Source organism: Novosphingobium sp. SG919 (assembly GCF_012932495.1).
Lineage (GTDB): Bacteria > Pseudomonadota > Alphaproteobacteria > Sphingomonadales > Sphingomonadaceae > Novosphingobium > Novosphingobium rhizosphaerae.
The window spans coordinates 272,327-283,550 of the sequence record NZ_JABCNG010000004.1 but is presented as its reverse complement, the minus strand read 5'-3'; the positions used below and the strand labels follow the sequence as shown (position 1 = coordinate 283,550).

9 protein-coding genes, 2 tRNA genes and 2 riboswitches are annotated in these 11,224 nt (G+C 65.0%); of the genes, 2 read left to right on the top strand and 9 right to left on the bottom strand.

Going from position 1 to position 11,224, the window contains the following annotated elements; all coding sequences use genetic code 11:
- Positions 1 to 3: 3 nt before the first annotated feature.
- The 5 genes from cobW to FHT19_RS16765 form a co-directional block, all read right to left on the bottom strand.
- The gene (gene cobW, locus FHT19_RS16785; RefSeq protein ID WP_169475992.1) at positions 4 to 1,041 is read right to left on the bottom strand and encodes a cobalamin biosynthesis protein CobW; all 1,038 of its coding nucleotides are present in this window, start codon (positions 1,039 to 1,041) and stop codon (positions 4 to 6) included.
- Positions 1,042 to 1,234: 193 nt separating this feature from the next.
- Positions 1,235 to 1,458, bottom strand: a riboswitch (cobalamin riboswitch).
- Positions 1,459 to 1,527: 69 nt separating this feature from the next.
- Positions 1,528 to 2,574 (bottom strand): HoxN/HupN/NixA family nickel/cobalt transporter, encoded by a 1,047-nt coding sequence (locus FHT19_RS16780; RefSeq protein ID WP_248290517.1) that lies wholly within the window; start codon positions 2,572 to 2,574, stop codon positions 1,528 to 1,530.
- Between the two features lie 164 nt (positions 2,575 to 2,738).
- Positions 2,739 to 2,978: riboswitch (cobalamin riboswitch) on the bottom strand.
- 100 nt (positions 2,979 to 3,078) lie between these two features.
- The gene (locus FHT19_RS16775; protein WP_248290516.1) at positions 3,079 to 3,969 is read right to left on the bottom strand and encodes an oxygenase MpaB family protein; all 891 of its coding nucleotides are present in this window, start codon (positions 3,967 to 3,969) and stop codon (positions 3,079 to 3,081) included.
- Between the two features lie 132 nt (positions 3,970 to 4,101).
- A complete protein-coding gene (locus FHT19_RS16770) occupies positions 4,102 to 6,363 on the bottom strand; it encodes a TonB-dependent receptor (RefSeq protein ID WP_169475989.1) in 2,262 nt (753 codons plus the stop codon).
- Positions 6,364 to 6,423: 60 nt separating this feature from the next.
- On the bottom strand, positions 6,424 to 6,576 hold the full coding sequence (locus FHT19_RS16765; RefSeq protein WP_169475988.1) for a hypothetical protein: 153 nt from the start codon (positions 6,574 to 6,576) through the stop codon (positions 6,424 to 6,426).
- Positions 6,577 to 7,278: 702 nt separating this feature from the next.
- On the opposite strand from FHT19_RS16765, the gene FHT19_RS16760 reads away from it, so the two are divergent.
- Complete coding sequence (locus FHT19_RS16760) at positions 7,279 to 8,175, top strand: LysR substrate-binding domain-containing protein (RefSeq protein ID WP_169475987.1); 897 nt, start codon at positions 7,279 to 7,281, stop codon at positions 8,173 to 8,175.
- 265 nt (positions 8,176 to 8,440) lie between these two features.
- Here the strand turns inward: FHT19_RS16760 and FHT19_RS16755 are convergent.
- Positions 8,441 to 8,517 (bottom strand) — tRNA-Met (locus FHT19_RS16755).
- A gap of 149 nt (positions 8,518 to 8,666) precedes the next feature.
- The gene (locus FHT19_RS16750; RefSeq protein ID WP_169475986.1) at positions 8,667 to 8,915 is read right to left on the bottom strand and encodes a DUF465 domain-containing protein; all 249 of its coding nucleotides are present in this window, start codon (positions 8,913 to 8,915) and stop codon (positions 8,667 to 8,669) included.
- Positions 8,916 to 9,121: 206 nt separating this feature from the next.
- Here FHT19_RS16750 and FHT19_RS16745 point away from each other — a divergent pair.
- Positions 9,122 to 9,197 (top strand) — tRNA-Thr (locus tag FHT19_RS16745).
- A gap of 476 nt (positions 9,198 to 9,673) precedes the next feature.
- Here the strand turns inward: FHT19_RS16745 and FHT19_RS16740 are convergent.
- Together FHT19_RS16740 and FHT19_RS16735 are read right to left on the bottom strand one after the other, a co-directional pair.
- Positions 9,674 to 10,150 (bottom strand): nuclear transport factor 2 family protein, encoded by a 477-nt coding sequence (locus tag FHT19_RS16740; RefSeq protein WP_168556764.1) that lies wholly within the window; start codon positions 10,148 to 10,150, stop codon positions 9,674 to 9,676.
- Positions 10,151 to 10,163: 13 nt separating this feature from the next.
- Positions 10,164 to 11,204, bottom strand: coding sequence for a serine hydrolase domain-containing protein (locus tag FHT19_RS16735; RefSeq protein ID WP_248290515.1), 1,041 nt, complete (start codon positions 11,202 to 11,204; stop codon positions 10,164 to 10,166).
- Positions 11,205 to 11,224 lie beyond the last annotated feature (20 nt).

Here is an 11,224-nt window from a genome sequence, read left to right as displayed (position 1 = left end):
CCCTCAGGCCAGCAGCGCCGCCCGGATCGCTTCCGGCTCCAGCCGCTCCCGCTCGGCAATCGCCACGAGTTGCCCGCTGCGCGGCTCGCCCGGGCGCCACGGCCGGTCATAGTGATGGCGCACGCGCGCGCCCACCGCCTGAACCAGCAGGCGCATTGGCTTGCCGGCCACCGCCACATGGCCTTTCACCCGCAGCACGCCATGCTCTGTCGCCAGGCGCGCGATGCGCGTGGCAAGGTCTGCCGGATCGGCGATTTCGTCCAGTCCCACCACGGTGCTGGCGAAATCGTCGTGCTCGTGATCGTCCGCGCCATCGTGGTGCGACGGGCGCGCGGCAATGTCGTCTTCGGCCGCCGCGTGCAGGCCCAAGATCACGCGCGGATCGGCGGCGCCTTCGGCCAAGTCGATCACTGGCACGGGGCGCGGCGCGGTTTGCGCGATCACCGCCCGCGCCTGCGCCAGCCCGTCCGGCCCGGCCAGATCGCCCTTGGTCAGCAGCACCATGTCGGCACAGGCAAGCTGGTCCTCGAACACTTCGGCCAGCGGGGTTTCGTGGGTCACGCCCGGATCGGCGGCGCGTTGCGCCTCAAGCGCCACCAGATCGGGGGCGAAGCGGCCGGCGGCCACGGCCTCGGCATCGGCCAAGGCCAGCACGCCATCGACGGTGATGCGGCTGCGGATCGCGGGCCAGTCGAACGCCTTGAGCAGCGGCTTGGGCAGCGCCAGGCCGGAAGTCTCGATCAGGATATGATCGGGCCGGGGATCGAGCGCGAGCAGGCGCTCTACCGTGGGAATGAAATCGTCGGCAACGGTGCAGCAGATGCAGCCATTGGCCAGTTCCACGATGTTTTCGGCTGGGCAATCGGGAATGGCGCAGGATTGGAGGATGTCTCCATCCACGCCCAGCGTACCGAATTCGTTGACCACCACCGCCAGCCGGCGCCCGCCGGCGTTGCGGATCAAGTGGCTGATCAGCGTGGTCTTTCCCGCGCCCAGAAAGCCGGTCACGATGGTGACGGGCACTTTTGCCAGATCCGGCATGCACAAAACCCTTCCGCGCGCCAGCGACGGACACGAGGCAGGGCTTCACCGGAACGATCCGGCCGGGCGCGCGGCGGCGGGCCGGCGCACGAAGGCGCCCGCCACAACGCATGCCCGTGCAGCCCCAGCCGCACAAGTCTTCGTCGCCCAGACGGAAGTGTTACCGTGCCCGGACCATCCCCTGGATCAAGGCAAGAGCGACCAGTGCGCCGGCAGGTCTCCTGGCTCGTGGGTCAGGGCTTGATGCACGCCTTCCCAGGCACTTGGTGCCCAGTGGCCGCCCCCGGCCAAAACCGGAGACAAAGTGCATCGCGCTCGCCACTTACAGTTGCAGGGACAGCTGCGGACTTGGGGCAAAGCCCCGCACCGCATTCCCGATTAAGCCCCTCTCGGGGCACCGACGCGATCTTTGCGAACGACGGGCCAGGCCCGTCCTTCGTGGCTGCATCTAGCCCAGTTCGAAAGCCAAGCCAACTGTCCTTGGCATCAGGATGGTTCTGCCACCTCGATCTCGTCCAGCCGTTGCCAGCGATAGATCGCCAGGCTGGCCAGCCAGCACAGCGCGAACAGGCCGATGATGGCAAAGCCCAGGCCGTTGAAATTGCCGGCCAGATCGGCGGCCAGGCGAAAGGGCGCACTGCCCAGCCCCAGCTTCTGCCCGATCAGCGCGGCTGCCTCGATCCCGCCGATCACGATCGCCACCAGCGCGGAAACCAGCGTGATGGTGATATTGTAATAGAGCTTGCGGATGGGTTTGACGAAGGCCCACTCATAGGCGCCCAGCATGACCACGCCATCGATGGTATCGACCAGCGCCATCCCCGCCGCAAACAGCGCGGGCAGCACCAGCACGGTGCCCAGCGCCAGCCCGCTCGCCGCCTGGCTGGCCGAAAGGCCGAGCAGCGCCACTTCGGTGGCGGTGTCGAACCCCAGGCCGAACAGGAAGCCGAGCGGCGCCATGTGCCACGAGCGCGTGACCAGGCGGAACATCGGCCGAAACAGGCGCGAAAGCAGCCCCCGGCCCGAAAGCAGCAGGTCGAGGTCTTCCTCCACATAGGTGCCCCCTGCCCGCACATGGGCAAAGGTGCGCCACACCGACCGCAGGATGACCAGGTTCATCGCCGCGATGGTGAACAGGAACAGCGCCGAAACCGTGGTGGCGATCACGCCGCCCACCTCGCGCCAGGCACCAAACCGGGCGAGCGCCGTGGCGGTGAGCGCCACCGCAACCGAAGCGAGCGCGATGATCGCGGCATGGCCCAGCGCAAACCACAGGCCCACGGCGACGGGCCGCTGCCCCTGTTGCATGAGCTTGCGCGTGACATTGTCGATCGCGGCGATGTGATCGGCATCGACCGCATGGCGCAAGCCAAGGCCCCAGGCGAGCAGCGCGGTGCCGAGCATCAGCGGTTGGGCGTGGAACAGGCCCAGCGCCCAGACCCAGGCAAGCCCATTGGCAAGGACCAGGCAGGCGATAAGCACGGTGATGCGCCGCCGCAGCGGCGACGCGGAAAAACGGGATGATGCAGGCACGAACAGACACTCCGGCCAGGGTTGCGACTGGACCGGACGCGCTTGTTGCGCGCGCACGCCACGCATGGCGCCCGCGCAGCCGCGCCCGGCCGCGATGGCGTCGCTCTGACGGAATGAACCGTGCCGCAGCCATCCCCTGGGCCAAGGCCATCCCCCGGACGGAGGAACGAGCGACCTGCGCCGGCCGGTTTCCTGGCTTGCGGGTCAGGGCTTGATGCATGCCTTCCCAGGCCTCGCCCGTCTTGGCGTCCGGCCCAGTGGCTGCTTTCCCGCCGATACCGGGAAAGCGGTATGCATCGCGCTCGCCGCTTACAGTTGCAGGGACAGCCACGGATTTGGAGCACCAGGCCCCGCACCGCGTTCCCGATTGAGCCCTCTCGGGCACCGGCGCGATCTTGCGCCCGGCGATTGCGCACCGGGCGGCAAGGGCATAGCCAGCACTCTGCCCCGGCGCAATGGCAAGCCGCCGGCCAGGTAACCGCGCCGCCTGGGCGCTGCGCTCGCTCAGTCTGACGATCCCCCGCCCGCTGCCCGCTGGCGCGCGGGCGCGAACGCCCATTGCAGCGTGCGCGCCATGGCAAAGGCGCCGCCGCGCACGATCGGCAAGGCGGGCAGCATCACGTGCCGCTGGTGCAAGGCCTTGGCCCAGGGCGGCATAAGATCGACTGCCGCCTGAAACAGCACATGCTGTGCCGGCGCGGCGGCCAGCGAGGGCGCGGGTTGCGACAACACCATGCGGGCGACCTCGCGCGTGCGTTGGTCGGCGCGCAGTTCGGGGCGGAATGTCGCCATCAGTGCCTCGGCCTCGGCGCGGGTTTCCGGGACCGGATCGGCGTCCAGCCGCCGCGCAACCAGGCCAGCCTGCCTGATATAGGTATCCTGGTCGGCGCGCGTCATGCCCGGTTCGCCATAGGCGATCCAGGCGTCGAGAAAGCATAGCGCCTCGCACACGTGAACCCAGGCCAGCAAGCGCGGATCGCTGGCGCGATAGGGCGTGCCATCGGGCAAAGTGCCTTGCACATGCGCATGGACGGCTTTCACTTTGTCGATCGCAGCATCCGCCAAGGCGCGGTCAGCATAAGTCGTCACGGCAATGAACCGCGCGGTGCGCCGCAACCGGCCGGGCATATCGTTGCGGAAAGTGCTGTGGTCCCACACCCCGGCCAGGGCGGCGGGGTGCAACATCTGCAACAGCAGCGCCGCGACGCCGCCGATCATCATCGTGGTCACATCGCCGTGCACCCGCCAGATCACCGAATCGCGCGCGAACAATGCATTGTCCGATCGCACGACCGGACTTTGCCCCCTCGCCCGATCGTGGAACACCGCCTGTACCTGCGAAACGAGCAAGCGCCGCAGCAGCGCGGTAGGGGCAAGGTCCGTCGGGCTGGTCACGCCGCAACGATTGCCCGAAAGGCGGCCGGCGCGCCAGCAGTTAGCGACAGGCCACGGCATGATGCTGCAGGCCATGAGCACCCCCGTGGTGACCATGGCCTGCAGAGAAGCAAAGAACCAACCGGCGCGGGTTCAGAAGTTGAAGCCGAGACGGGCGCCAAAAGTGCGGGGCGGACGCAGGCCAACCACCGGCAGACCGAGCACGGGATGAACGAACGACATCGACTTGATCACGCGGTCTTCGATGTTGTCGACAAAGCCCGAAACCGAGAAGCGGTCTCCCGCGGCGTGCCAGGTGAGCGTGGCGTTCGAAACGGTCGTGGCGTCCTGGTATTGCCCAGAAACATACTCCTCGCCCAGCCAGTACCCGCTTTCGATCCGCGTGCCGACCTGCGCATCGATGCGCGATCCACCCGCCAAATCAAACGTATGGCGATAGGACAAGTTCACCGTCCACGTGGGCGAAAGCGGCACGGTGCGTCCCGCGCAATTGACCTGAACCGCAGCTTGCCCGGCAATGGCCGTCGTGGGGCAGCTCGTCTGCGCCGGGCCATTGGCGGTGCTTTGGGTATAGGTGAATTCCTTGTAGCGCGAATGCAGGTACTGCACGTCTGCGCTCAACGTATCGCTCGGCGCGGGCTGCCAGGTTATTTCCACTTCCGAGCCATAGATTTCGGCCTTGCCGGCATTTTCGGTGATGAGGTCGAAGCCGGCCGGCTGGATCGGGCCAAGGTGCGTCACCTGCTTGTTGCGGTAATCCCAATAGAACAATTCGGCGTTGACCTGGAGCGTGTTGCCAAGGAAGCGGTTCTTGCTGCCGATCGTATAGGCCGTAAGCGTTTCGGGCTTGTAGGTGTTGGGCGGCTGGGACCCGAAGAACCCGCCAGCCTTGAAGCCCGTTCCGACGTTGGCATAAAGCAGCGACTGCGGGCCGGCGTCGTATTCGACACCACCTTTCCAGGTTACGCGGTTGGCAGTCAGGTCACCGCTGAGCGCGGCATAGCAGGCGCCCGTCGTGGCGTCATAGGGCGCGCAGGTGGAAGTGGATTGCCCAGCCCCCAGCGGCGAACCGTGGTTGCCCGCCTGCGTCTTGTGCTCGTGGGTGTAGCGCAGGCCACCCGTCAGGCGCAGGCCATCTGCCAGGGCAAACGTCAACTGGCCGAAGGCGGCATAGCTGCGGGTGTTGAGCAGCGGATTGGTATAGCTGAACGATACCCCCTGGTTGGCAAACAGGTTGAAATGCAGGTCTTCGTTATAGAAGAAGCCACCCAGCAGCCACTGGAGCCGCGCCGTCTTGTTGGACGAGGCCAGCCGCGCTTCGAGTGAGGTGGTCTTGGCATTTTCCGAAACCTGCAACGGAAAGCCGGGGTTGTACTGAAGATAATCGTTGCTGCTGTCCCGATAGGCCGGAATGACCGTCAGCGTGGCATTGTTGAACGCATATTCGGCCGTCGCCGAAACGCCCACGTTGTTGGCATTGACATAGCCCTTGTCGGTAAATGCCGGCAGCAGATTGGGATTTTGTCCGCCCGTGATGCCAAGCGAAACATTGCGCAGCAGTGCATTGCTGCCATCGGCCGTGGGCCCGGCATAGGCATTGGAAGACAAGAACGGCGAAAACACGGCGCCCGGCCCCTTGCCACCCTGGTGCGCATAGTCGCTGGCGATCAGGACGTGAAAGCGGTCGCTGGCGACGAGTTTCAACTGAGCGCGCACCGCTTCGCTGCGATCGTCGTTATAGCCGTCGGAGAAATAGCCATCACGGCGGGTGATCTGCCCGGCCACGCGGAACGCCGAACCGCCACCGAGCGGCGCATTGAGCGCCAGTTCGCCGCGCCACAGATTGTAGTTGCCCACTGTCACGTTGCCGCTGGCTTCATAGGCATCGTCGGGCTTATGCGCGATGATGTTGAGGGCCCCGGCGGTTGCATTGCGGCCATAGAGCGTGCCCTGCGGCCCCTTGAGCACTTCAACGCGGTCAAGGTCGTAAAACAAGCCGTCGGCGCCAGCCGAGCGAGCGATGTAGACCCCATCGAGGTTTACCGCCACGGCCGGTTCGGCATAGGCATTGCCGGCAAAGTTGCCCACGCCGCGCACCGTCACTTGCGTACCGGCCCCGCCCGACGCCGCCAGCTTGAGCGCTGGCACCAGTTTGGAAAGATCTTGCGGCTGGCTGACGCCAGCATTGACCAGCGACGCGGCATTGACTGCCGAAACCGCCACGGCCACGCGCTGCAGGTTTTCCGAGCGCCGCTGCGCCGTCACCACGATATCGCCGATCCCGGTCTGCGGTGCTTCTGGCGTGGTTGCCGCGCCGGCGTCTTGCGCCTGGGCCAGCGATGGGCTGCTTGCCAGGGCGCATGCCGCCGCCGACCACAACAGATATTTGGTCATCAAACCTCTCCCTTGAAATCCCGGCCTTTTCCGCCGGTTTTAAACTGCGCCGTTGTGGCGTCAGGCCTGTGCGAAGTTGGCGTCGTGGGTCACCGCAAACGCCAGGATTCCCACCCGGCAGCCACGCCCGAATGCAAACCCATGGCTTTCGACGAATGCGACGCCCATTGGCGTGCCCGTGGTGATCGGGCCGCCCGAATGGAGCGCTCTCATCGTTTGCTGAAACGCGCCAACTTCCTGCGCCAAGCCCTCCTCCGCGCTGGCGGCGCTAACGGCCACCTAACTGACCAGATCCCCATTAATGTACGATTTAGTCATTGTCACGCGAAATATGCGGCAAGCAGCCCTCGCCGCCCGCCGGGCACCCCGCGCCGCAGGCTGAACGCCTGCAACCGCGGTGAACCGGCGGACTTTTGCCGCAGCCACCATCAGGGAAGATTTGCAAAACGCTGCGCAGCATGGGCGCACGAGACCGCCGGGCAGGATGCAGGCGACACAGCCGCAGGGAGCGGCGCCGGCCGCCGGCTTGGTTGGCGCCGGATCAGATCCGCGCCCGCTCTGTCCTCAGCAAAAAAGCGACAAGGCGGGCGATGCCGCCAGCGCGCTGGGCCATAAACTCATAAGCCTGGACTATGGCCGGGCGCGGTGTTGGTCCCTCTTTTGCGGGATGCTCCACGGGCTGTCGAACGCCGTTCGCACGTAGACGGCAGAGACGCCCAGCATAGTCTCCCAGAGCAAAGACAATCTGGTGAAATGGTGCGATGGTTGGCGATCCATACAGGGCACAGGTGCATGGTTCATGGCTGGCTATCCTTGCGGCGGCGGTGAAAACTGCCATCCGGAATACCCAACCGACGTCCGTTCTGGCCAACCAATTGATCGACAGAGATCATTACCTGTGTTTATGATCTTGGCATGCGCAAGATTCCCCCCCTGGCGGCCGTTCGGGTGTTCGAAGCGGCGGCGCGACATGAGAACTTCACCGCCGCCGCCCACGAACTGGGGATGACCCAGGCCGCTGTCAGCCACCAGATTCGCCTGATCGAAACCCATCTGGGCCAGCAGCTGTTCCGGCGCGAGCGCCAACGCGTGGTCCTGACCGATGCAGCGCGGCGCGCGGCGGCTAACCTTGGCAAAGGCCTCGACATGATCGAGGCCGCCTTTGCCGAGATGCGCGCCGATGACGAAGGCACCCTGACGATTTCGACCACGCCCACATTTGCCAATGCCTGGCTGGCATGGCGGATCGGCCGCTTCCAGATGTGCTATCCCGATATTGCCGTGCGTCTGTTGATGCAGGAAGGGCTGGCCGACTTTGCCGGCGATGGCATCGATGTGGCGGTGCGTTCGGGATACGGACCCTGGCCCGATCTTGCGACGCATCGCTTGATGGAGCAGGATTTTACCCCGATGTGCAGCCCGGCATTCCTGGCGGCACAGGGTGGGCAGATCCTGGCCGAGGACCTGCTCCGCCTGCCCCTGATCAGCCCGCATGATCCCTCGTGGGCCTGCTGGCTGCAGCAGGCGGGGCTGACACGGGCAGACGAAGCATCCTTGCAGGGCGTGCGCATGGATTCGCAGGCAAACGAAGGCCATGCGGCAATCGCCGGCCAGGGCGTGGCGATGCTGACGCCGTTTTTCTGGCACCAGGACATGGCCGAAAAGCGTTTGGTTCAATTGTTTCCCCAGGTGTCCAGCCTGGGCATGGCCTATTGGATCGCCTATCCCGACCATCGCCGCCGGTCCCGCAAGATCCGTCGCTTTTGCGAATGGCTGCTGGCCGAAATCGGGACATTCAGGCAGCCATCCTGAAATCGCCGCCCTTCACCGGAAAGGGCAATGCAGGCGCCAATGTCCTGGCCGGGGGCCCAGGCCAAGGACATCCTCTACGACCTGGATGGGGCAGACACGCACTATGGCTGGGGCGGCAACGACGCGCTGGTGGGCGGCCTTGGGACGGTCGCAGCGACGGGCACAACGACCCATTTAACCCAAATGAAATTGGGCTTAAACGTGGTTCCAATTTTCCGGAGAAGTCATTTCTCGCTTTGAACGCAAAGGAACAAAATGACTTTGATGGTAGCGGAGGAGGGACTCGAACCCCCGACACGCGGATTATGATTCCGCTGCTCTAACCGACTGAGCTACTCCGCCCCAGGCCGCGCCGCGTCTGGCGACGCGCGGTAGGGCGGCCAACTAGGCGGCGCGGGCTGATACGTCAACCTGCTTTTTGCCGACTGGGCCGCGTTCTCCACAAGCTTGACGGCCTTGACCCCCACCCGCGCCGGGCGGCGGTGACGGGCTCACGCTGCCTTGGCCAGTGCCAGTTGCTCGGCCAAGGCATCGAGCAAGGCAAGGCGCTGCTTCTTCAAGCCCTCGAGATGCTCGTCCGAAGCGGGCGCGACATCGCTTTCGATCCGATGCACCGCGCGGTTGAGCGCGTGATATTGCTCCACCAGCTTGTGAACGTGGGCATTCCTGGCCCGCAAACTGTGCAGCAGCGCCGCATCGTCGGGAAAGGCGTCCTGAAGATCGCCGGGAACGTGTGTCATGCGCAACTCCTGCATGCCGTTTCTGTCATGAAGCGATCATGCCCGCGCTGCACCCACCGGCATTGCGCTTGGTCAATCGCCCGGAAATTCCGCGCGCGCCCGCGGCTTTCCCAAGATATCCACCAAAAACCCGCCGCCACCCCACGCAAAAACCATTGCATTCCCCTCCGCGCAAAGCTAATCGCCCGCCAGCCCACCGGGGCCAAGCCGCTTTAGCTCAGTTGGTAGAGCATCGCATTCGTAATGCGGGGGTCACAGGTTCGAGTCCTGTAAGCGGCACCAGGGGTTTCTTCCCAAAACGTCTCAACGCGTTGATTTGGCTAGATTTTCGGTCGATTTTATCTTCCGGATGTTCTAGCTTTACACCGGGATTCTCGCCACTTTTCATACCAAGTGGGGGCATTCCTGGGAGAAATGGGAGCCTAGCAAAAGGCTTTGCCCGAAATTTTCAGCTTCAAACTCCTCCCTATCGCAAGCCCGATGGGAAAGGCCTCTATCTTGAGGCCCGGCCCTCAGGCACGAAGATGTGGTACTTCAAACATCGCCTTCACGGCGTCGAGAAGCGCCTGTCGCTGGGCCAATGGCCGGACGTTGGGCTGAAAGCGGCCGCGCCCGGCCTGACAAGGCGGGCGATCTGATTCGTGATGGCAGGGATGTGGGATGCCCTCGACCATTCGAACGCCCCTCCCTTTGGAGTGCCGTTTCGCCGCCTCGCATGGCGAGTTCGGGCAAAGGCAATCTTGCCAGCCGGCAGGTCGCTACTGACCTGCCGCGTCTTGCTGCTCTGCCGGTGTCGCGGCACGGTGGCCGTAGCTGAGCACGCTGGTGATCCGCCAGGCGCCGTCCTGCTTTGCCCAGACCATCACGAACTTGGCGATACCCTCGCACCGTCCTGTCGCCAGTTCGCAGAAGCGGTGTTCGCCTTCCTCGATCGCGCCAAAGTCCTTGATCGGATAGACGCGGAACGTTGTCGGGATCAGTTCGCGCTTCACCTTCCCGCAGATGTACTTGCGGACGCCATCGACCATCGCGTCACGCTCGAACGTAGCGCCGCCGGTGTCATGATAGAAGGCTACCTTGGGATCGAAATAGCCGGAGAAGGTCGGCAGGTCGCAGCGGTTGTAAGCATCGAACACCTTGGCATCGAGCGCGCCGATCTCCGTCGTCAGCGGATCGTTCATCGGCGGGGCTGGCGTGGCGGGCAACGCGGCGGCGAGGACGATGGCGGTCATCATGCGCTTGGTCCTTTCAGTTCATCTGGCCGCGCAAGAAGGCGATCAGTTGGGGATCACTGTTGGTGCCTTCGAGGATGGGCAGGATGACCCGCCATCCGTTGTCGCTGTTGGTCAGGATGACGATCCCGTCGCCGCTGGCGCGATTGATGGCGGCGAAGGTGAAAGCCCCGGCGTCCTTGCCGGTGTGCAGCATCGTCGTCCCGCCGGGAAAGCCGAGGAGCTGCCAGCCCAGGCCAAACCCGGTCCAGGGCGGACAACTGGTCGCTTTGGCTCCGGCACATGTCCCGGGGGTCAGATCGGCCTGCGACCGGCGGCGTTCTGCGGCGACGAAGGCGGCCAACCCACGGTCGTTCCGCACTGCGATGAGGAAGCGAGCATAATCGCGCGCCGTCGCGTGCGCCAGGTCTGCGGCATTGTAGTGCGTGACCGGCCCGACGGGCAGCGGCTTGCCCGCCTCGTCATAGGGAACAGCGAGCGGCATCGTCGCGCCCTGCGCGGACACATAGCCCGAAGCCCGCATGCCGGCCGGGACAAAGAGCCAGCGTCCCGCAAGCGCCACGAACGATTTCCCGGTGCGATGCTCGGCATAACGCGCGGCGTATTGATACCCCTCGCCCGAATAGCCCGTTGTCGTGCCGGGATCATGCTCGAAGGCCAGCCCCTGCGCGTCGCGCCAGTTGGGCAATCCGGTGCGATGGCTCAACGCCATGCGAACGGTGAGCTTCAGACGCCGGGGGTCGTGCGACAGGTCCGGATCGCTCCAATAGCGATCCATCGGCGCATCGAGCGCCAGCTGGCCAGCCGATACCAGCCGCAGCACGACCTCGGCCGTCAGCGGCTTCGTCAGCGATGCGAGATTGTAAGGCGTGGACACCCTGGCCGCACGGTTGGGGCCAGCCACGCCCCAAGCGCGCGTCGAGACGATGCGGCCGCTGCGGATCAAGGCGACCGATGCGCTCTCCACGCGCTGTTCGCGCAAGACGGTGGTCATATCCGGCAGCGAGGCCTGGGTTCTGGCTTGCGCCACCGGCACCCAGCCCAGAACGGCCATCATGGCCCAAGGAACTATCTGCT